The sequence below is a fragment of the Cobetia sp. 14N.309.X.WAT.E.A4 genome, from assembly GCF_030397495.1.
Taxonomy (GTDB): Bacteria; Pseudomonadota; Gammaproteobacteria; order Pseudomonadales; family Halomonadaceae; genus Cobetia; species Cobetia marina.
Map to the genome: position 1 here is coordinate 733,204 of NZ_JAPNXT010000001.1, position 22,142 is coordinate 755,345.

Below are 22,142 nucleotides of genomic sequence, written 5' to 3' on the forward strand. Positions count from 1 at the left end.
CATCGATTCGAGGTGATGAAGGCTCATGACACTGGTTCCTTTAGCATGTCGGGGGAAGGGCGGGCCGGTATCATCAGCTTCAGGTGGTGATGTCCGCCATCCAGCGGCAAGTGGACTTCGCCTGCTTCACACAGGGTGGTGTCCCCATTGAGGTGTGCCTCTGTCAGGGTGAGGTCTTCCAGAGTGGAGTGCTTGATTTCCACGGTGTAATGAGTCGATAGCATGCTGATGGTGGCCGTGAATCCCGGCCAGCTGGCAGGCAGGTTCGGGGCAATGATCAGCACGTCCCCTTCGCGACGGATGCCCAGGATGCCTTCCAGTCCCGCCCGATACATCCAGCCAGCGGATCCCGTATACCAGGTCCAGCCGCCACGACCCTCATGGGGGGCGATGGAATACACATCGGCAGCCACGACGTAGGGTTCTACCTTGTAACGCGCCGTGTCCTGTCGAGACAGCGCATGATTGATGGGGTTGAGCAGCGAGAACAACCGAACGGCGTTATCGCCCTGTCCCAGCTGTGCATAGGCCAGAATGGCCCACATCGAGGCGTGGCTGTACTGGCTGCCGTTTTCCCGCAGTCCAGGGGGGTATCCGCTGATGTATCCCGGATCTCGCTCGGGATGATCGAAGGGCGGCCAGAACAGCAGTGCCAACCCGGGGTCGTGGCGAATCAGCTCTTCATCCAGTGATTGCATGGCCTGCAGGGCATGGCGTGGGTCAGCGGCCCCGGACAGGACTGCCCAGGACTGGGCTATCGAGTCGATACGACACTCCTCACTCTCCCGAGTGCCAAGCCAGCTTCCGTCGTCGTAGGTCGCGCGCCGGTACCATGCTCCGTCCCAGGCATGCTGTTCGATGGCCTCACGCACCGAGACGGCATGGGCACGCCAGCGTGCCGCTCGACTCGCTTCCCCCTCACGGCGTTCCGCATGAGGGGCGAAGAGGTCCAGGGTGCGAATCAGCAACCATCCCAGCCAGACGCTTTCTCCCTTGCCGGCTTCTCCCACTCGATTCATGCCATCGTTCCAGTCCCCGCCGCCGATCAATGGCAGGCCGTGCTCCCCCGTCAGTGTCAGGCATTGATCAAGGCCACGCGCACAGTGTTCATACAGCGTCGCCGCCGTATCCGCGATCATGGGCTGGAAGAAGGCGTCGTGTTCATCACTGCCCAGCAGGGGGCCTTCCAGGAAATTGACGGACTCATCCAGCACCTCGATATCCCCTGATGTCAGGACATACTGGGCGCAGGCATGCGCCAGCCATACGCGGTCGTCGGATATGCGGGTGCGGACGCCCTGACCTGAATGCGGCAACCACCAGTGCTGCACATCACCCTGCACGAACTGGCGTGATGCGGCCCGCAGCAGGTGATGGCGTGTGGTGTCTGGACTGGCGAAGGACAGCGCCATGCCATCCTGCAGCTGATCACGGAACCCATAGGCGCCACTGGCCTGATAGAAGGCAGAGCGAGCCATGATCCGGCAGGCCAGGGTCTGATAGAGCAACCAGCCGTTGAGCATGATGTCCATGGCGCGATCCGGGGTGGAGACCTGCACGGCTTCCAGTCGATCCTGCCAATACGCGGTGACGGCGGCGAGCTCGGCATCAAGATCAGCCTGTCGATACTGATGTATGAGGTGCCTGGCGTCTTCACGTGAATGACTCTGCCCCAGCAACGAGACGATCTCGACACTTTCTCCGGGGGCCAGTTCGATCAGGCACTGGAGTGCCGCACAGGGATCCCAGCCAGCCCCGATGGCACCGGACAGGGGAGTGTTCCCGGTGAGAGCGGCGGGAGCGGCGTGGTGCCCCCCATGCCCCAGGAACTCGCAGCGGTCTGTCGTGAATGACGTCTGCAGGCCACAGAGGTCAGCGAAGGCGATGCGTCCGGCAAAGTTCATGCTCCAGGGATTGCTGGTTAGCAGTGCGCCAGTGTCATCATCCTTGCACGAGACGACGAAGGGAGCGGATGTGCCGCGGGCGAGTCCCAGTGCCCATTCGGCATAGGCGGTGACAGAGAGTCTGCGCGGCCGATCAGAGCGGTTCTCCAGTGTCATGCGCGAGATGCGGACGGGGTCGTTCAGCGGGACGAAATGTATCAGGTCCAGGGCAATACCCTGTGCTTCGTGTTCGAAGCGGCTATGACCAAACCCGTGGCGCGCGACGTAACGTCCGTTGTCGTTGATCGGCGAGGCCGTTGCCGTCCACACCGCCAGGCTGTCTTCATCGCGTAGATAGATGGCATCACCGCAAGGATTCATCACGGGGTCATTGGACCAGGGCGTGAGGGGGTTCTCGCGGCTGTTGTCCGCCCATGTGTAGCCCGCCCCTTCTGCCGATACCTGAAAACCGAAGCCTTCATTGGCGATGACGTTGAGCCACGGAGCGGGTGTGGTGCATCCCTGCTCCAGAATCGTCACGTATTCCTTGCCGTGCTTGTCGAAGCCGCCCAGGCCATTGAAGTACTCAAGCGCTGCGGACTCGTCCTGTCGGGTGGCGGTGTGCTGCGCGGTGGGAGGCGTGGCCACCTCGGGGGATGCCGGGACGGGCGCGGGAAGCTGTATCGGCGGTATCAAGGCCAGTTGATCGGCGAGCGGCCCACGCTGAGCCAGCAGCATCACTCTGGCCACGGATTGCAGCAACAGGCGGGAGGCAAGGTTCATCAGGTCCGCACGCAGGACGATGACGGAGCCTTGATCGTGCCCTTCATGGATGCGCGGGCGTGTCTGGCTACTGTTGACGGCCGCCTCGATCGCTTGCTGGAGATCCTGGACGTAGGAAGAGGCACGCTCATTGACGATCACCAGATCGACCCCGAGACGCTTCATTCGCCAGTACTCATGAGCGCGCAGCAGCTGACGCACCTGTGCCATGTCGTCGATGGCATCGATGCGCACCAGCACGATTGGCAGGTCTCCGGAAATGGCCAATGGCCAGAGTGCGGATTGTGGCCCTGCTCCGCGGGCCATGGTGTCTCGTGAGGCCCTGAAGCGCGCGTCGGCATACAGGATCGGCGCGGTCAGGCGCTGGAAGTCCGTCGCTTCTTCCGGCGTGATGCCCAGGTGATGGAGCTGAACCTGAGCCTGGGTCCAAGCCAGTGTCTTGGCTCGTTCATAGGCACTGCGGTCATGGTGCTTGTCGATGAGATCCAGCAAGGCCTCACGGGTGTCCGCGACCACCGTCCAGAACGCGATCCGGGTGATCTTGCCCGGCGGGACCTTCAGACAATGTCGCAGGGAGAATACCGGGTCCAGCACGGTGCCCGTGGTGTTGGTCAGGGGGTGCTCGGCCTGCAGAGCGGTCGCTGTGCGTACCGTGCGACCCCTGCCGATGAAATGCGCCCGGTCCGTCTCGTACTGGAGGTCGCTGAGGGTCTCGCCTTCCACGACCGCGAAGTGCGCCGCCCAGATTTCATCATCATCCGGACTGCGACGGCGACGTGTCGCGACCAGCGCCGCGTATTCTTCCAGGTACTCGGTAACCACGAACAACTTGGCAAACGCCGGATGGGCGTTCTCGGTCGCGGGCGCCGTCAGGACCAGCTCCGCATAGGAGGTTACGTCAATCTCGCGGGCCGTTCGCCCGCTGTTGATGAGCGAGATGCGCCGGACTTCGCTGTCATCCTCGCCAGAAACGAGGATATCCAGATGCGTGGTCAGGCTGTCCTGGCGATGGGTATAGCGAACGTAATCCTCGGCAAAGGTGGCTTCGTGATCTGCCGGGGCGAGCGCCTCCTCATTTGCCTTGTCCGGCAGTGAGTCACTAGCCGTCCAGAGGGCTTTCGTCTTGCGGTCGCGCAGGAAGACGAAACTGCCCAGATGATCGCAGGTGGCATCCTCCAGCCAGCGACTGATGGCGATATGCTGCCAGCGGCTATAGCCCGCTCCGCTGGCCGTCAGCATGATGCAATAGCGCCCATTGGAGAGGAGGTGGGTGAGATGCGCGCCCACCAGACGTTGTGTGACATGACGGATGGCACGGCTTTCACCCAGCGTCTCGTTCGGGGCCGACGCGACCTCCTCGGCGCGAGGGTGGGTGATCGACATGTCGCGCGGGACACGCTCCTGCAGCAGCAATTCGCAGGCCTGGATGATCGGTTCTCGATGGAAGCGTTCGCGCATGTTCCCGTCGTGAAGCGCGTTGGCAATGGCGACGATCGTCATGCCTTGATGGTGGGCCATGTAACTGCGAATGATCGCGAAGCGCTCGCCTGCGGAGACGTGGGTGAGAGTGAAATCGAGCGCCTCATAGAACCCGTGTCGTCCCTGGGCGCCCATTTCCTGCAGCGACAGGAAGTTCCGGTATGCCCCGACAGGGTCCACCATCGCGGCGAGGGCAGTGGCATAGGGCGCGATGACCAGATTGGCGGACAGCCCCCGTTTCAGCCCCAGGCCCGGGACGCCGAAGTTGGTGTACTGATAGGTGAAGTGGCCATCGCGTACGTTGTACGCCGATTCGGAAATCCCCCATGGCACCTTCAATGCGCTGGCATAGGCGACCTGTCTGGCGACGGCCAGACGGTTGCTCTGTTCCAGAAGGCTGCCTGCCGGCGCGCGCATCACCAGCGACGGCATCAGATATTCGAACATCGAACCCGACCAGGAGATCAGTGCCGAGCCATTTTCCAGCGGAGTGGCCGTGCGCCCGAGGCGGAACCAGTGACGTGTCGGGGCATCCCCCTTGGCGATCACGAACAGACTGGCGAGACGGGCTTCAGACGCGAGCAGGTCGTAGCAGCTGGTGTCGAGGATGTTGCCCTCTACCGAGTATCCGATTGACAGCAACTGACGTTCCGGTGCGAGCAGGAACGTGAAATCCATCTCCAGCGCCATGTGTCTGGCAGTGGAGGCAATCTCGTGGAAACGTGCCATCAGGCGTTCACGAGGGTCGGGATGGTGGATCATTCTTGCATCATGGCAATGTTCGGCAATCGAGGTGCGCATGGCACCGATCCAGTACAGCAGGTCCTCGGCCCAGGGGGCGTGGACGTGTCGCAGCACCTCATGAGCCAGGTGGGTGGCGTGATCCGCAAGAGGATGCAAGGCGGGCAGCTGTTCCATGAATCCTTCGGAGGAGGTCGCCTGCAAGTGGGCTTCCATCGCGGCGATGCCGGGGCGCAGGCGCGTCATCTGCTGAGCATGGGCCGAGGGGGCCTGTGCGAGGCATTCATGTACCAGACTCAAGTGGTCCATGATGCCCTGGTGAAGATTCTCCGATGGCAAGGTCTTCGCCCAGACGTCGCAGGCATTGGCGACGACCAGCAGATGTCCGGCCAGATTGCCGCTATCGACCGATGAGACATATTTCGGGTCCAGCGGCCTGAGATCTCGAGTGTCATACCAGTTGAAGAGGTGTCCGCGATGCTTTGCCAGCGACTGCATCACCTTCAACGAGGTGTCCAGGCGTTCCGCACTCTTGTTGGCCCCCAGCCAGCCGAAATCCCGGGCGGCCAGAATGGAGATGAGATACAGGCCCATGTTGGTAGGCGAGGTGCGGTGCGCGATGACGGGCTGAGGCGTTTCCTGGAAATTGTCCGGCGGAAGCCAGTTGTCGCGCGCGGTGACGAAGGTTTCAAAGAAGCGCCAGGTTCGGCGAGCGATCAAGCGTAGCTCGCGGTTTTCCTCAAAGGACAAGGCGGCCTGCGGGGCAAGACTTCTTGAGCCGCTGACCCATTGCGCTATCGCCGGGGCGGCGAGCCACAAGGCGGCGAACATCACCACCACCGGCCAGGTCTCTAGGGACTGGCTGAGTACACCGGCAGCGGCGCACAGCGCAAGCAATGTCCCAGGTGCCATGCTGCGATAAGCGCCACCCAGTGACAGTCGCGGCTGCCCGGAAGTCTGAGCTGCGGTGGTCCACTCGAGAAGGTGGCGGCGAGTGATCGTCAGACGCAGCAAGGTGCGCCCGATGGCATCCAGCATTCGCCAGGCCTGGTCTGGCAGGAAGGCAATCCACAGCAGTGTCTGGGAGGCGGCAAGCGTCAGGTCATTGCCCCATTGCTGGAAATAGTGCCGCAGATTGATGCCGGAGCGCATTGGCACAAGCGACAGCACGAGAGGGATCAGCGGCGGGGCGGCGATCACGATCATCACACACAGCGTGCCCAGCAGAGCGGCGGAGAGAGGCAATCCCCAACTGACGACCAGAAACGACAGCAGTAGCGGCGCCAGCAGTGAGCGCCGCAGGTTGTCCATGAGCTTCAGTCGTCCGGTCCATGGCATCTTGCGTGACACGATCCATGGCAGCAGCTGCCAGTCACCACGGGTCCAGCGGTGGGTGCGCTTGGCCGAGACCTCATAGCGGCACGGGAAGTCCTCGATGACCTCGATATCTGACGCAAGACCGGCGCGCGCGAAGACCCCTTCAAACAGATCATGACTGAGCACGCGGTTGTTCGGGACGCGCCCCTTGAGGGCTGCCTCGAACGCATCGATCTGATAGATACCCTTGCCGGCGAAGGACCCCTCGCCCAACAGATCCTGATAAAGATCCGAGGTGGCGGCCGCATAAGGGTCTACCCCGCCGGGTGCCGAGAACAGGCGCTGGAAGAGGGAGCCCTGTCTGCCCATCGGCAGGGACGGCGTGACACGGGGCTGAAGGATGCCATACCCCTCCACGATGCATTGGCGGTGCTTGTCGAACCGGGGATGATTCAGAGGATGCGCCATCTTGGCGATCAGCTTGCTTGCGGCCCCGCGAGGGAGGCGAGTGTCCGCATCCAGCGTGATCACATAGCGTACCCCGGCCGGTATGCGTTCAGTGGGCAGGAAGGTGGTGTCGTCTGCACCGCGCAGCAGGCGATTGAGCTCATGTAGCTTGCCGCGCTTGCGCTCCCACCCCATCCAGCAGTGTTCGCTGTCGTTGAAGACCCGGCGACGATGCAAGACGAGAAAGCGGGGAAATCCCTCATTGTCGCCATGGCGCAGATTCAGGTCCGCAATGGCCGCGTTGGCGAACGATAGCAGTCGAGTGTCTTCTGGCATGACGTCATGCGCCGCATCCACGCCATCGGTCAACAGGGCATAGAAGATCGAGCCTCCACCGCTGGCCAGATAGTGCACTTCCAGGCGCTCTATCTGCTCCTGGAGATCAGCCTCACGGGTCAGCAGGGTCGGCACGGCGATCAGGGTGCGCAAGTCAGGTGGTACGCCCTCGGACAGGTCGAGACTGGGCAATGGCTGCGGTCCGACACAGAAGATGATGAGACGACTGACCAGCAAGGTCGCAAGCTCAGTGGCAGGCAGCAGCCCCAGCAGGCCGAGCAGCCACATCCATCCAGCGCTGAATGCCTCCGAGGACAGTGACGCGATGCCCTGCAAGGCCATCCACAGCAGCGCCGTGGTGGTCAGGACGATCAGGCCGACATAGCCACTGATGCCTCCTGCGATGCACCAGTGGCGAAGGTGTTGGCGCCCTGTACGTCGATATCCGAGGGTGTCTTCAAATGCCTTGCGTCCCGCCGCGATCAGTACATACCCCGGGTCACCTCGTCGCGCTGACTCATTGGCATCCTCGGTGGCGCTTGCCGCCTCGCGAGCCGCCACCAGCGCGCATTGGGTGATGTGAAGCTCACTGTGCTCAGAGCCACGTGCCAATTGCTCGATGGCACTTCGATAGCTGTTGCGGGTCGGGAAGTCGAGCGTGGAGAAACGCGGAGCGTCCATGAGGCGAGCATTGACCAGGCTGAGGCTTTCAAAGACATCGGCCCAGTCAATGCTCGAGACGAAGTGCATGCTGGTAATGATATTGCGGACGGTGACGTTGGCGGCGCCCTGACGCTGCTGAGCCCGTTGTACCAGCTCATCGATGGAGGAGCCCTGCAGACGGACTCGACGCTCCAGCCAGCTCATCATGGGATGAGTGCGCGTATCGATACCGCGCAAGCGCTTGGCCAGCTGGGCGACGAAAGGTGCCGTCAGCGGTGTCTTGCCCTGAGGCAGGGTGGTGGGGTCCAGGGTGTGATGCTGGCTTTCGGGAATCAACCACTGACTTGCCAGGGTGTCGGCGTCATTGCGTGCCGTCTGTTCATTGACGATCTGCTCGGCAAGCCGGCGAAGGTTCTCGATCAGTACGATGCGCAGCGTGATGGCCACCGCCCATAGCTCACCGATCGTCAGGGGTTGAACACGCTGGTAGGCCTGGATGAAGCCATGAAGTGTGTCGAGGTCGAGATGGCTGTCAGTGTGGACCACAAAGGCCCAGGCAATCCCGAAGACACGGGGGTATCCCGTGAAAGGGCCCTCGGCCAGCTTGGGCAGCTGGCGATAATAGCCGGGTGGCAGGTCATCGCGGATCTCACGTACCTGCGCCTCGATCAGATGATAATTGTCGAGTAGCCAGGTGGCGGCAGGGACGATATCGCGGTCTTCCGCTACTTCCTTTGCACTGGCGCGATACGCTTTCAACAGTACCTTGGCGTTGTCTTCAAGGCGTCTCGACAGTGGCAGGACGCGAGAGGGGGGTTCCGTCACGTTCTGTGCCAGCGCAAGGCTTGAGGCGTGCTGTTCAAGACGCTCGATGCTGAACAGCTCGCCTCGCACCGGAGCAGTGTCATGCCAGGGGGATGTCGGGGGATAAGCGCGGAATATCCTGCCTGAAAGAAGGGTCACGAGCGCTGTCCTGGTCGATGCGCGAGTCCCGGTAGGGCGCGCCGAAATCCATCACCAGACAGTATGCGATAGCCTTGTGCTTTCGTCGGTTCGCTAGCGCACACAACCCCGGGCCCGGGCCCGGTTCCGGTCTCGGTCTCGGCCAGCCGTTGCATGAGAGCGCAGTGCTCACAGGGAAGGGGTGTCGTCTCCTGAAGAGTCTGTCATCGGCAGTGTCATGGAATAGGGCATCAGACGATCACTTTCCTTCTTTACCACCGCGTAGCACTCGCAGCAGAGCTGCTCCAGCCTGGGGCGGTCGAGTACCGTGATATGCCCTCGGTGGTATTCGATGACACCTTGCCTGTGCAGTTTTCCTGCGGCTTCCGTGACCCCCTCACGGCGCACCCCGAGCATGTTGGCGATCAATTCCTGCGTCATGTCCAGCTGATCGCCTGGCAGACGGTCCAGCGACAGCAATAACCAGCGACACAGCTGTTGATCGATCGAATGGTGTCGGTTGCAGACGGCCGTCTGGGACATCTGGGTGATGAGGGATTGCGTGTAGCGCAGCAGGAGGTGAAGCATTTCTCCATGCCGGTTGAATTCCGCCTTCAGGTGATGCACCGGCAGTCGCAGCGCCTTGCCTGCGCTTTGCACGATGGCACGGCTGGTAGTGCTTTCGCCGCCCATGAACACCGCAATTCCCACCAGGCCTTCGTTGCCGACGACTGCGATCTCGGCGGATGCGCCATTCTCGGTCACGTAAAGCAGTGACACGATGGTATCAATCGGGAAGTACACGTGGCTCAAGGCACTCCCTGCGGTATACAGCACCTGGCCAAGCGACAGATGGATCGGCTCCAGATGCGCTGCCAGGCGTTGGGTCGTCTCGGCGGACAATCCCGCTAGCAGATGATTCTGTTCATGCGACAACTGATCCGTCATGCATTTTCCTCCCCGAGGAAACCTGTCCCTGATGTGGGCAGGTGTTGGGGGATGGGCAGGGCACGTCTCCCTGTGCCACCCGCGTCTGTCACCTATGGCAGCCTCCTTCTTCGGCTACCTTGTGCTGCTGTCTTCTGCTGATGTCTTCTGCTGCGATCGCCCGTTGCTGCCTACCTCTTGCGTCGATGACGCGACAGGGTGTGCGAGGGGCTCTCGCCAAACAGGCGGCGATAGTCCTGCGCGAACTGGCCCAGATGATAGAAGCCCCAGTCGCTGGCGATCTGTCCTATCGTACTCGTTGCCTGAGGTTCACACAGCCGTCGCCGCACCTGGTTGAGGCGATTCAGGCGGATGAACTGCATCGGGCTGATACCGAGAATGCTGGTGAAACTGTTGTGCAGCGTTCGCTGGCTGACATGAGCGATGCCGCAGAGCATGTCGATGCTGATCGGGGCAGGCGCTGCGCCGTTCACATGCTCTCGCACCCGCTCTACGACCTGTCGTCGGTGGTGGTAGCTGGGATAGCGGTCGGTGAGGGGTATCCTTTCCTCGAGGATGGCGGTCACGGCCAGTGACAGGATGCCCTGATGCACCTGAACTTCGAACCCCTGACGCTGCCGCTTGAGCAGTCTTTCCATCAGAAAGGTGACCGCTCGGCGAGTCTTCTGCGATACCCCGAGGCGCATCGTGTGTTGCGGGTCACTCTCCAGCAGTGTCAGCGCCGATTCCCCCACCACCGTGAGCAGCCAGTCACGCCGCAGCACGAGACAGTGGATCGCGAAAGTGTCCGGCGTGGTCAGCGCGAAATCCTGCCCACCCGGCTGACACATGATGTCGCCTTTCTCAAGCGCGTAGCCATTGATCCGGCAGGGCTGTCGCTCGGCGGGAATACCGATCCACAGCGAATCCGGCCAGACATGACATTGCTGATCCAATGCCTGGCTGGTGTATTCCTTGAATACCTGCATTCCCGGCAGATGGAGTTCATCGATACGTCCGTAGAAGGCGCCCTGACCGTACTGATCGTAGTGTTGCGACCAGTCGGTCAGGTTATGCGCCTGTTCATTGACGTCCCATGCCTCCCGTGTGCACTTGCCTGGTGCATGCTCGAAAATCCCGTGCTGCCAGGTGGCATCACTGTCGTCCGTTCGTGATACATCTTCGTGCATTGATCAATCAACTCATTGTTCTTGTTGGTGTTTTCAGCTTTGCCGGATGCTGATAACGCATCACCTCGCGCTGTCGTTAGTCTGAGTCATGCAACTTTCGCGCACAGAGTCATGCCGTGAGCCAGATCGTGGGTCGTGAGATTGGCCACTGGCTTCTGGCCGCAGACGAAGTGTGACACCGAGACCGCAAGATCCCCGGTCTCCCCATGTCAGCGAGGTGGTGAGATGTATACGGAAACTCTGATAAATCAAACAAGACACGAGTTGGTTACTTGCCTGGAAAAATGGCACATGGCGGAAACCTCGCGGATCTCGCTGCTGACCATGTCAGAGAACGCGACCTTTCTGGCCGAGGATGACGAGGCGGGACGCAGGATCATCATTCGGGTTCACCGCCCGGACTATCACTGCCGGGAGGAGATCGAGTCCGAGCTGGCCTGGATCGATGATCTGCGCACGACGGCACGGATCAATACGCCGGCCCCGGTCATGACCACGACAGGCAGCCCTGTGTTGAGCATCTCCGCCGGCGGGCAATCCCTGCACGTGGTGGCCTTCGAGCATGTGGTCGGCAGTGAGCCGGATATCGGCGATGACTTGCCGCAGTGGTTTGAACGGCTGGGCGCGATGAATGCCACGCTGCACGAACACAGCCGTCGCTGGCAGCCCCCCGAAGGCTTCGTGCGCAAGCGTTGGGACCTGGAGAGCATGATCTCGCCCCGTGGGCTCTGGGGCGATTGGCGAAATGCGCCGGGCATGACGGTGGAAGAGGCCCAGGCCATCAATGCTGCCATCCCCTATCTCAAGTCGGAGATTGCCCTGTATGGCACGGCGCCACAGCAGTTCGGTCTGGTCCATGCCGACCTGCGCTTGACCAACCTGCTGGTGTCACGGGACAGCATGGCGATCATCGACTTCGATGACTGCGGCTTCTGCTGGTATGCCTATGACTTCGCTGCGGCGATCAGCTTCCACGAGACGGATCCGTGCGTCCCGCAGCTGCGCGATGCCTGGATCAAGGGGTACCGCTCGGTGGCCGAGTTCTCGTCGGCAGATGAGGCAATGCTGGATACCTTCATCATGCTGCGTCGCATTCTGCTGTGTGCCTGGCTGGCCACGCATCAGGAAAGCAAGGAAGGCAAGACATTGAGTGATGGTTTCAGCCGGGATACGGCCATCATGGCGCGGCGCTATGTTCAGCAACGAGGGGGCCAGTCACGAGAGGGCCAGCAAGGTGTCGTGCAGACACTGGGCGTGCAGACACCGGGCATGCAGGAACACGACGATCAGGCGGATGTTGATCGGACGAGTACTGTTCGGACAGGTACAGATCGGACAATCAATGACAAGGTGAGGATGGCGTGATGGAAAAGGTACGCGGGATTCTGGATCAGAACGCCTTCAGCATGGCGCACATCGACAAGGCAGATGCGCGAATCGGCGCACTGGTGCGCAAGCGGCTGGAAACGGTAGGGCCGACGTCCATGCTCTTCTATGAGGAGCCGCTGCACATCGTACGAGGGGAACGGGTCTGGTTGTTCGATGATCAAGGCAAGCGCTACCTGGATGTCTACAACAATGTGCCGTCCATCGGCCACTGCCATCCTCGCGTGGTCCAGGCGGTCGCCGAACAGATGGGGACCCTCAACGTGCACAACCGCTATCTGCACGAAGGCATCCATCGCTATGCCGAGCGCCTGCTGGACACCCTGCCGGGCGCGCTCAATCGACTGGTGATGATGTGTACCGGCAGTGAAAGCAACGACATGGCGCTGAGGCTGGCGCGTGGCTGGACGGGCCGGCAGGGGATCATCGTCACCGAGGCGGCCTACCACGGCAACACGGCCGCCGTGACGGAAGTCTCACCGTCTTCCTACAAGCAGGGAACGCCACCGGATCACGTGCATATCCTGCCGATCTCCCGGATGAGTGAGCAGGCAGATCCGGCCGCCTGGTTCACCGAGCAGGTGCGGTACGGCATCGAACAGCTGGAGGCCCGTGGTCATGGATGCGCGGCGCTGCTGGTCGACTCCATCTTCTCGAGCGATGGCATCTATGCCGACCCCGCAGGTTTCCTGAAGCCCGCGGTCGAACTCCTGCAGTCCCGGGGCGGCCTGTTCATCTCAGATGAGGTCCAGCCCGGCTTCGGGCGCACGGGGCAGGGGATGTGGGGCTTCTCGCGCCACGGCGTGACGCCGGATGTGGTGACCATGGGCAAACCGATGGGCAACGGCTTCCCGATGTCCGGGCTGGCGGCACGCGAGGAGTTGCTGGCGGTCCTGAATACCGATGTGGGCTACTTCAATACCTTCGGCGGCTCACCGGTGGCCGTGGCGGCGGGCACGGCGGTGCTGGACGTGATCGCCGAGGAAGACCTGATGGCCAATGCCACACGTCAAGGCGAGTACTTCAAGCGACAGCTGCAGGACATCCAGGCACGTTTCGAGGAGGTGAGCGATGTGCGAGGCGCCGGGCTGTTCCTGGGGCTGGATCTCTGTGACCCGACGCGTGACGGAGCGCCGGACGCCCAGCGCACCACGGCGTTGATCAACGACCTCAAGCGCAATGGCGTGTTGATCGGCGGGGCCGGCAAGTCCGGCAGTACCTTGAAGATTCGCCCGCCACTGTGCATCGAGCGCTCGGAAGCCGACCTCTTCCTGGACAGGTTCGAGCAATCCCTGAAGGCAACGGCGAAATGAGCCAGACAGCGCGACAGGGTAGCTGATGTCAGTTCGAGTCCGAGTGGCACGGCGCTGTAGGCAGGAACGAGACGATGGGCGCGAATATAGCCCCGCCCGGACGTGATAGCTTCCGTCACTGACGACAAGGCCCCACTGGAGGATTCCGTGGGGCCTTGTCATGTCTGGCGCGAAGTGGAGGGGAAGAACGTCAGCGCTGCTTGAGCTGATCGCGCAGGCCGGTCGGGACCTGTTTGATGATCAGACGATCGCTGGCCTCATCGTATTCCACTGAGTCGCCCAGCAGGTGCGAGTCAAAGCTGATCGAGACGCCCGCGGCGCGCCCGGTGAAACGCTTGAACTGGTTGAGCGTCTTCTTGTCCGGCGGGATTTCCGGTGACAGCCCATAGTCGCTGTTGCGAATGTGGTCGTAGAAGGCCTGCGGGTGCTCTTCATCGATCAGCTCAGACAGCTGGTCCAGCGTGATCGGCTCGCCGAGCTTGGCCTGGTCGGTGGCGTAATCGACCAGGGTGTCGGTCTTCTGCCGGCTGGCTTCCTCGGCCATGTCTTCCTTCTCGACATAGTCACTGAAGGCCTTGAGCAGGGTGCGGGTTTCCTGGCCGGCATCCCGCTGCTCCTGCGCGCCCAGCGTTTCGGCGAAGGCCTCGGCGAGCTTGGTGCGTCCGCGATCACGTGCCCAGGACAGATAGGGGTGAGAGGTCGAGCTGCCTTGCCATTGACTGATATCCAGTCGCGCGGCCAATGACATCTGGGTCAGGTTGAGCTGGCGGGCAGGCGTCACCGCAAGGGTCTCGTCGATCGCGAAGCCATCACGATGGTGCAGCAACGCCATGAACAGATGACGCGTCTCGCCCTGTTGGTGATCCACCACCAGCAGATGGCCGCCTGTCGGGAGGTTGTCATCGATCAGCGGCATGAGACGACTGGCAAGCGTCTGGGTCAGGCTCGCGAAATCGCTATCACCTGCGAGGAAGGCCGCCAGTTCCGTGGGGAAGGCAGCAGGCGCGTCTTCATTGAAACGGCCCCAGTTCTTGGCCTTGCCGTGGTAGGCATCATTGAGCCCGGACACCAGATCCTCCAGTGCATCGGATGCCGCCAGGGTGGTGGCGGCAGGCACCAGCTGGGCCGGCGTCTCGCTGTTGCCCTTGTCGATACGGTGAATGATGCTGTGCAGGATCGGCATGGGAACCTCCCTCGGCTGCGATGAACGGGCTGGGGATAATACCTGCCAAGTCCCATAGCGTCACTCTCCGCGAGGTCTCTTCACGGACAGGTTTCACCCTGGATCAGCTGGGTAGTGAGCAGGCGAGGCGAGGCGGGTTCCAGCCCCAGAATCATTCGCGCGGCAAGGCGGCCTTTCTCGGTACTGTCCTGCTGGACCGTGGTCAGGCGAGGTGAGCGATATTGCCCTTCCTCGATACCATCAAAGCCGGTGATACGCAGGTCTTCGGGAATCCGGATGCCGCGTTGTTCGGCCAGAGTCACGGCGGTCAACGCGATGCGGTCGGACATGCACAGCAGGAGGTCTGGCCGTTCACTGGGCGGAAGATCCAGAATCTCTGCCAGCACCGGCGCGCAGACCTCGTAGGTGTTTTCCTCGATGTTCCACATCGTCACAGAATCGGGGGAGATATCCCGCTCAGCCAGCGCACGATGAAAGCCCGCCAGTCGCGAGCGGGTGATGGTTCGACCCGCCGGGAGCAGCGCGTGGGCCTCGGTGATGCGGCCGTTGCAGGCTGTTTCGGTCAGGCGCAGGTTGACGATGCCGATGCGACTGGCGGGTGTCTTCAGGGCATGTTGCGCGATGGCGTAGCAGGCGGGCTCATCATCCACGTGGATGGCGGGGTGATCGCCCAGATCGAAGTCGACCGCCACGATGGGCTTGTGACCCGCGCTCTGGAGTTCTTCCACCAGCGCCATGCTGGCCATCAGCCCGTAGACGATGAAGCCATCGGCAATGCTGGAAGACCCCGGCACCTGAGAGGCATCCTGGCGTCCCGAGAGCAGCAGCAGAGTATGGCCGTGGGCGTCCAGCACTTCGGCGATGCCCGACAACAGCTCGCTGGCGACCGCATCCTTGAGGCTGTAGGTCAGTGTCTCTGCGAGTACCACGGCGATGATCCGTGAGCGCCCCGTACGCAGGCTTCGCGCCTTGGCGTCCGGACCACGATAGCCCAGCCGTTTGGCCTCCTCGAGAATCCGCTCGCGCAATGCAGGCGAGAGCTGGTCGGGGCGGTTGAAGGCGTTGGAGACACTGGCGGTGGAGACGCCCAGTTCTGCGGCTAGCTCCTTGAGAGTGATGCGGCGAGGCGATGACACAGGCGTCGGGTTCCTGGAGTAAAGACTGATTCGGTCAAGAGAAATTCAGGATATCGGTCAGTCTGATGAATGCCTAGTCCAGCGTATGAGATTGAAGCCACAGCAGGGGCTGGCCTGCCGGTTGCCATCGGACGGGAGCTTGGATGAGTGGAGAGGGTACTCAGCTCTGCGTGAGCCAATAGACATCACGCAGAGCCGTTTCTCAAGATAGGGTGTCCTCTACAGGAGGGCAGTTCAGGCTGCCTGGCGTTGCCGGGTCAGGCTCAGCGCACGATCCTGGCTGTCGAACAGATGCACGTGCTCCAGGTCCGGCACCAGTGCGACGCGCTGGCCGATTTTCCACTGACTGGGAGCTTCGCTGCGGTGGATCAGCAGGCTGTCGCCGTCTTTCGGGTCGAGATAGACGTAGACTTCGTTGCCCAGGTACTCGACGTTGACGATCTCGAAGGCATTGTCGCCGCGGGCCTCTTCCAGGCAGAGGTGTTCGGGACGAATTCCCAGCGTCAGACGGCTGCCGGCACGCTCGTCGCCGGCATCGCGAGGCAGCTCCAGCTCGCCGATCCCGGGCGTCGAGATGCGACAGCCATTGCCCTCGCTTCGCACCAGCTCCGCCGGCAGGAAGTTCATGGTCGGGGAGCCGATGAAGCCGGCCACGAAGCGGGTCGCCGGCGCCTGATAGAGCGTCTGGGGACTGCCGACCTGTTCGATGCGCCCATCACGCAGTACCACGATCTTGTCGGCCAGGGTCATGGCTTCGACCTGGTCGTGGGTGACGTAGACCATGGTGGAGCCCAGGCGGTGGTGCAGGCGGGCGATCTCATTGCGCATCTGGACTCGCAGCGAGGCATCCAGGTTGGAGAGCGGCTCATCGAACAACAGGATCTTCGGCTCACGCGCCATGGCGCGCCCCATGGCAACGCGCTGTCGCTGGCCGCCGGAAAGCTCTTTGGGTTTGCGGTGCAGCAACTCCTCGAGCTGAAGGATGCGCGCCGTTTCCATCACGCGTTGTTCGACGCTTTCCTTGTCGGTCTTGGCAAGCTTGAGGCCGAAGGCCATGTTCTCGTACACCGTCATGTGCGGGTAGAGGGCATAGGACTGGAAGACCATGCCCACGCCACGCTCACGCGGGGGAAGGTCATTGACCAGATCGCCGGCGATATGCATCTCACCGTCGGTGATCGATTCCAGTCCGGCGATCAGGCGCAACAGGGTCGACTTGCCACAGCCTGACGGCCCGACGAAGACCACGAATTCGCCGCTGCCGATCTTGAGATCCAGATCCTTGATGATGTGCGTGCTGCCGAAGGTCTTGTTGATCTTGGAGAGGGTTACGCTTGTCATCTTGCGACTCCCAGCCGGTGCTCGGCACCGGCTTTCGAAAGAAGGTTAGTCGAGTGCCAGGAAGGCAGCCTGATAGGCGGGAAGCACCAGCCGCGCCGCCTGGGACTGGGCCGTGTCCAGCTCGGCAGTAAAGCCTGCGCCTTCGAGCAGACGCGCGCTGCCGGCGTAGGCTTGCGGCAGTGCGGTGACCTGTTCAGCGCCCGTGAGATTGAAGAGGCACAGCATGCGCGTGCCGTCATGCTCGCGCAGGAAGCCCAGCAGCTCGTCCCCCATGTCCACCAGCTGAATGTCTCCCTCACGCAATACCGGATGCTGATGGCGGAAATTCAGCAGGGCGCGGGTGGCATGCAAGACCGAGTTGGCGTCGTCTTCCTGATTGGCCACGGCCAGGGGGAGGTGGCGTTCATCGACCGGCAGCCAGGGCTCGACACTCGAGAAGTCCCCCTGGTCCGTCTGACGCCAGGGCATGGGGGTCCGGCAACCGTCGCGGCCCTTGAATTCCGGCCACAGCACCTTGCCGTAGGGGTCCTGAATGCGCTCGAAGGGCACGTCGGCTTCCGGCAGGCCCAGCTCCTCACCCTGGTAGAGGCAGACGCTGCCGCGCAGTGACAGCACCATGGCCAGAGCGACCTTGGGGTAGGCCACCGGGTCTTCGTCGGCGCCCCAGCGTGTGGCGCTGCGCACGACGTCGTGGTTCGACAGCGCCCAGCACGGCCAGGCATCGCCGGCCAGACGCTGGAAGCGCTCGATGACTTCGCGGATATAGCCTGCGGAATGCGGCGCATTGAGCAGATCGAACCCGTAGGCCATGTGCAGCTTGTCGCCCCCAGCGGTGTATTCCGCCATGCGCTCCAGCGGCTTGTCATCACCGATTTCGCCCACCGTGGTGGTGCCCGGGTATTCATCCATCAGGGCGCGCAGCGCTTTCAGGAAGTCGAGGTTTTCCGGACGACTCAGGTCATAGACGTGTCGCTGCCAGGTATAGGGGTTGGAATCCGGCGCGCCCAGTGTCTTGGCCTCGCCCGCCGGCACCGGCGGGTTGTCGCGCAGGGCCTGATCATGGAAGTAGAAGTTGACGGTATCCAGGCGGAAGCCATCGACGCCCAGCTCCAGCCAGAAGCGCATGTTGTCGAGCTGTGCCTGCCGGGCTTGCGGGTGGTGGAAGTTCACGTCGGGCTGGCTGGTCAGGAAGTTATGCAGGTAATACTGCTGGCGGCGTGAATCGAAGGTCCAGGCCGAGCCGCCGAAGATCGACAGCCAGTTGTTGGGCGGCGTGCCGTCGGGCTTGGGGTCTGCCCACACGAACCAGTCGGCCTTGTCATTCGTACGGTCCTGACGGCTTTGCTGGAACCAGGGATGCTCATCGGAGGTGTGGCTGATCACCTGGTCGATCATGACCTTGAGATTGAGCGAGTGAGCGCGCTCCAGCAGCACCTTGAAGTCCTCCAGGGTGCCGAACATCGGGTCGACATCACGGTAATCGCTGATGTCATACCCGAAGTCGAGCATCGGAGAGGTGAAGAAGGGTGACAGCCAGATGCCATCCACGCCCAGGGAGGCCACGTAATCGAGTCTGGCGGTGATGCCCGGCAGATCCCCGATCCCGTCGCCGTTGCTATCCAGGAAGCTGCGCGGGTAGATCTGGTAGATGACGCCACCGCGCCACCAGCTGGAGGAGGTCTGCATTTGGGCTTCGAGCAATGACATGACGATTATCCTTTGACGGCGCCGGCGGTCAGGCCGGATACGATGCGGCGCTGGAAGATCATCACCAGGATGACCAGCGGTATGGTGACGGTGACGGAGGCGGCCATGATGGGGCCCCAGGGGAGCTCATGCTGGCTGCCGCCGGAGATCAGGGCGATGGCGACCGGCACGGTGCGTTCGCTGTCGGTCAGCGTGAAGGTCAAGGCGAACAGGAACTCGTTCCAGGCCGCGATGAAGGCGAGCAACCCGGTGGTGGCCATGGCCGGCCACATCAGGGGCAGGAAGACCTTGGTGATGGTCTCCCACGGTGTGGCGCCGTCCATGATCGCGGCCTCTTCCAGTTCCATGGGCAGCTGACGCATGAAGGTCGTCAGTACCCAGACGGTGAAGGGCAGCGTGAAGATGGTGTAACTGAGAATCAGGCCACCGGGGTTGTTGTAGAGATTCAGGCTGCGAATCACCTCGAACAGCCCGGAGAGCACTGCGACCTGAGGGAACATCGAGACCCCGAGGATGATCAGCATCACGGTGGAGCGACCGCGAAAGCGCACGCGTCCCAGCGCATAGGAGGCGGTGATGCCCAGCAGCAGCGCGATAAACACGACGCTCAAGGCGATCAGGATCGAGTTGCCGATCGCCTGCAGGAAGCTCTTCTGCGCAAAGATCTGGGCATAGTTGCTGAAGTCCAGCGAGGTCAGCCAGTAGTTGACCTCGAACAGCTCACTGGACGGTTTCAGTGAGGTGATCACCGCGTAATAGAAGGGGAACACGGCGTAGACGATGATGATGGCGATCAAGGCCCATTTGCCGACATGCTTGGCGAGTCGGGTCATCTGGTAGCGATTCATCGGAGTCTGATTCATTTCTCCACTCCCAGTTGGCGGCGGCCAAGGTAGAGGTAGACCACGACGGCCAGCGCGATGATCAGGAACAGCATCGTGGAGGCGGCACTGCCGTAGCCCACGTCCTGGAACTCCACCAGTTGCTGGCGGGCGTAGATCGACATGGTCATGGTGCTGGACGAGTTGGAGGTCAGCACATAGATGACGTCGAAGACGCGCAGTGCATCGAGAAGACGGAAGATCACGGCGACCAGCAGGGCCGGGGTGATCAATGGCAGGGTGACACGGAAGAACACCTTCACCGGGTGGATGCCATCGACCTCGGCGGCTTCATAGCAATCCTTGGGCAGCATCTGCAGCGCGGCGAGTACCAGCAGTGCCACGAACGGGATGGTCTTCCAGACATCGACCATGATCACGGCCCACATCGAAAGATCGGCATCCGCCGTCCAGGCCAGTGGCGCATCGATCAGCCCCAGCCCCATCAACAGATGGTTGATGATTCCGAACTGGTCATTGAGCATCCAGGCCCACATCTTGGCGGAGACGATGGTCGGGATGGCCCAGGGGATGAGCACCGCGGCGCGGACCAGCATGCGCCCCTTGAATTCGGCGTTGAGCAGCAGGGCCACGATGATGCCGAAGACGACTTCCAGCGACACCGAGATGACGCTGAAATAGACGGTGTTCCAGACGGAATTCCACCACACCGGGTCAGCCAGCAGGCCGTACCAGACGCCGTCGTCCTTCACGAGATAGTTCTCGAAGCCGATGAAGGCGGCACCGGTCGTGTCCGAGAGCGAGGCATCGGTCAGGCTGAGATAGAAGGTTCTCAGCAGGGGCCAGCCGGCCACCAGGGCCAGCGCGACCAGCATCGGCGCGAGATAGGTCCAGGCCGCACGTACCCGCTGGCGTCTGACCTTGGTGCCGCGTTTGCGGGCCCGGGCCGAGGGCGTGTCCGTCGGCACTGACTCATTGAGCGTGGTTGTCATGCGAAACCTCCCGGGTTACCAGCGACGACGTTTGATGCGAGCCAGCTCGCCCTTCAGCTGAGCCACGGCCTGGGCGCCGCTCTGCTCGCCGCTCAGCACACTGTGGGTCGCATTGAAGAAGGCGTTGCTGACCTGGCCGTAGTTGTCACCGGTGACGGCAGACGGACGTGCCACGGCATTGGTGAAGGTGTCGTAGAGCGTGCCGAAGAAGGGCACGGCGGTGAGCACTTCCTCGTCCTGATACAGGGCCGTGAGGGTCGGGTTGTAGGCGGCCTGGATGGCTCGGCGTTTCTGCTCGGGTTCACCGGTGAGGAAGGCCACCAGCTGAGAGGCGAGCTCGGGATTCTCGCTGTACTTCGAGACCGCCAGATTCCAGCCGCCCAGCGCCGCCGCGCTTTCTCCCTCGGCGCCATGGGGCAGCTTGACCACCCCGACCTTGCCGGCCACCTTGCTGTCATCGCTCTGGGTCAGCGACCAGGCGTAGGGCCAGTTGCGCATGAAGACGGCGTTGCCGGACTGGAAGATGCCGCGGGCTTCTTCCTCGGAATAATTGAGTGCGCCCTGCGGGGTGATCTCGCCGATCCAGCTGGCGGCCAGGTCGAGTGCAGTGGCCGTGTTGGGGTTGTCGATGGTGATCTCGCCATCGGCATCGACAATGGCGCCGCCGTCATTGCTGGCGACCCACTCCAGGGCGTTGCAGGTCAGGCCCTCATAGGCACGCCCTTGGAAGACGTAACCCCACATCTTCTCGCTGCCCGCCTCACGCTCCTTCGCCTGGATCTGCGTGGCGGTCTCTGTCAATTCCTGCCATGTCTCGGGAGGTGCGAACCCGTACTTCTCCAGCAGGTCCTTGCGGTAGTAGAGCACCCCGGCATCCGTGAACCAGGGCATGGCCACCAGGCGGCCATCCACCGTGTTGTTGTCGACGATGGTCGCGAAGTGGCCTTGCGCCGCCTTTTCGCCGAGCGTCTGGTGCAGATCAAGCAGGTGATTGGCGAGCAGCCCCGGCCAGACCACATCGATCTGCAGGACGTCGATATCCCCGGACTGGGCCGACAGAATCTGCTGGTAGAGCGAGAGGCGTTCCGTCGAGGAATTGGGCGTGGAAACGATGTCGACGTCATGGCCGGTCTTGTCTTCCCAGGCAGCGACGCCCTGTTCACAGAGTTCCAGTTCGGCCCCGACCGCACCGCAGGAGATGGTCAGGTCCGCGCCCATCGCAGGGGCGGTGGTGGCCGCTCCCAGCAGGGCGAAGCTTGAGGCGATTAGCGTCTTGCGTTGCATGGTGGATCCTCGTCACTTGTTGTTGTTTGACCCGCATCGGACGACTGGGTGGGGGAGAGTCACAACGTCGTCCGATGGTGGCTTCTTAATCGATTAAGGCGTAGTCACAGTCAAGCGATTGGCGTCGATATCCGCAACCTGAACTTTGGTCTTGCTGTCGCTGATATGTTGCCAGAAATGGGAGTTTTACGCGGTGATCGCTCCCCTTTGGTCGAATTTCGACATAGGTCGTGTGTCTGAGAGGCCAGAT

At 62.1% G+C, this 22,142-nt stretch carries 12 protein-coding genes; 2 read left to right on the top strand and 10 right to left on the bottom strand.

Annotated elements, in window-relative coordinates; all coding sequences use genetic code 11:
* Positions 1-23: 23 nt before the first annotated feature.
* The 3 genes from OW493_RS03120 to OW493_RS03130 all read right to left on the bottom strand — a co-directional run bounded on the left by OW493_RS03120 (position 24) and on the right by OW493_RS03130 (position 10,708).
* Positions 24-8,612 (bottom strand): glucoamylase family protein, encoded by an 8,589-nt coding sequence (locus OW493_RS03120; RefSeq protein WP_289863206.1) that lies wholly within the window; start codon positions 8,610-8,612, stop codon positions 24-26.
* A 168-nt stretch (positions 8,613-8,780) separates the two neighbouring features.
* Positions 8,781-9,539, bottom strand: a complete 759-nt coding sequence (locus OW493_RS03125) for a Crp/Fnr family transcriptional regulator (protein ID WP_289863207.1) — start codon at positions 9,537-9,539, stop codon at positions 8,781-8,783.
* A gap of 170 nt (positions 9,540-9,709) precedes the next feature.
* On the bottom strand, positions 9,710-10,708 hold the full coding sequence (locus OW493_RS03130) for a helix-turn-helix domain-containing protein (protein WP_289863208.1): 999 nt from the start codon (positions 10,706-10,708) through the stop codon (positions 9,710-9,712).
* Positions 10,709-10,999: 291 nt separating this feature from the next.
* Between OW493_RS03130 and OW493_RS03135 the strand changes: the two genes are divergently transcribed.
* A complete protein-coding gene (locus tag OW493_RS03135) occupies positions 11,000-12,073 on the top strand; it encodes a phosphotransferase (protein WP_289863209.1) in 1,074 nt (357 codons plus the stop codon).
* Positions 12,073-13,407: an aspartate aminotransferase family protein gene (locus OW493_RS03140; RefSeq protein WP_289863210.1), complete on the top strand. Its 1,335-nt coding sequence runs from the start codon at positions 12,073-12,075 to the stop codon at positions 13,405-13,407. The genes OW493_RS03135 and OW493_RS03140 overlap by 1 nt, the downstream gene beginning before the upstream one ends.
* A gap of 190 nt (positions 13,408-13,597) precedes the next feature.
* On the opposite strand, the gene OW493_RS03145 is transcribed toward OW493_RS03140, so the two are convergent.
* The 7 genes from OW493_RS03145 to OW493_RS03175 all read right to left on the bottom strand — a co-directional run bounded on the left by OW493_RS03145 (position 13,598) and on the right by OW493_RS03175 (position 21,892).
* Positions 13,598-14,590 (bottom strand): nucleoid-associated protein, encoded by a 993-nt coding sequence (locus tag OW493_RS03145; protein WP_084208943.1) that lies wholly within the window; start codon positions 14,588-14,590, stop codon positions 13,598-13,600.
* An 80-nt stretch (positions 14,591-14,670) separates the two neighbouring features.
* Positions 14,671-15,726, bottom strand: coding sequence for a LacI family DNA-binding transcriptional regulator (locus OW493_RS03150; protein WP_289863211.1), 1,056 nt, complete (start codon positions 15,724-15,726; stop codon positions 14,671-14,673).
* A gap of 234 nt (positions 15,727-15,960) precedes the next feature.
* Positions 15,961-17,067 (bottom strand): sn-glycerol-3-phosphate ABC transporter ATP-binding protein UgpC, encoded by a 1,107-nt coding sequence (gene ugpC, locus OW493_RS03155; protein ID WP_289863212.1) that lies wholly within the window; start codon positions 17,065-17,067, stop codon positions 15,961-15,963.
* A 45-nt stretch (positions 17,068-17,112) separates the two neighbouring features.
* Positions 17,113-18,753: an alpha-glucosidase gene (locus OW493_RS03160; protein ID WP_289863257.1), complete on the bottom strand. Its 1,641-nt coding sequence runs from the start codon at positions 18,751-18,753 to the stop codon at positions 17,113-17,115.
* Between the two features lie 26 nt (positions 18,754-18,779).
* The gene (locus OW493_RS03165; RefSeq protein WP_289863259.1) at positions 18,780-19,622 is read right to left on the bottom strand and encodes a carbohydrate ABC transporter permease; all 843 of its coding nucleotides are present in this window, start codon (positions 19,620-19,622) and stop codon (positions 18,780-18,782) included.
* A gap of 11 nt (positions 19,623-19,633) precedes the next feature.
* Positions 19,634-20,608: a sugar ABC transporter permease gene (locus tag OW493_RS03170; protein WP_289863213.1), complete on the bottom strand. Its 975-nt coding sequence runs from the start codon at positions 20,606-20,608 to the stop codon at positions 19,634-19,636.
* Between the two features lie 15 nt (positions 20,609-20,623).
* Positions 20,624-21,892, bottom strand: coding sequence for an ABC transporter substrate-binding protein (locus tag OW493_RS03175; RefSeq protein WP_289863214.1), 1,269 nt, complete (start codon positions 21,890-21,892; stop codon positions 20,624-20,626).
* Positions 21,893-22,142: the final 250 nt, after the last annotated feature.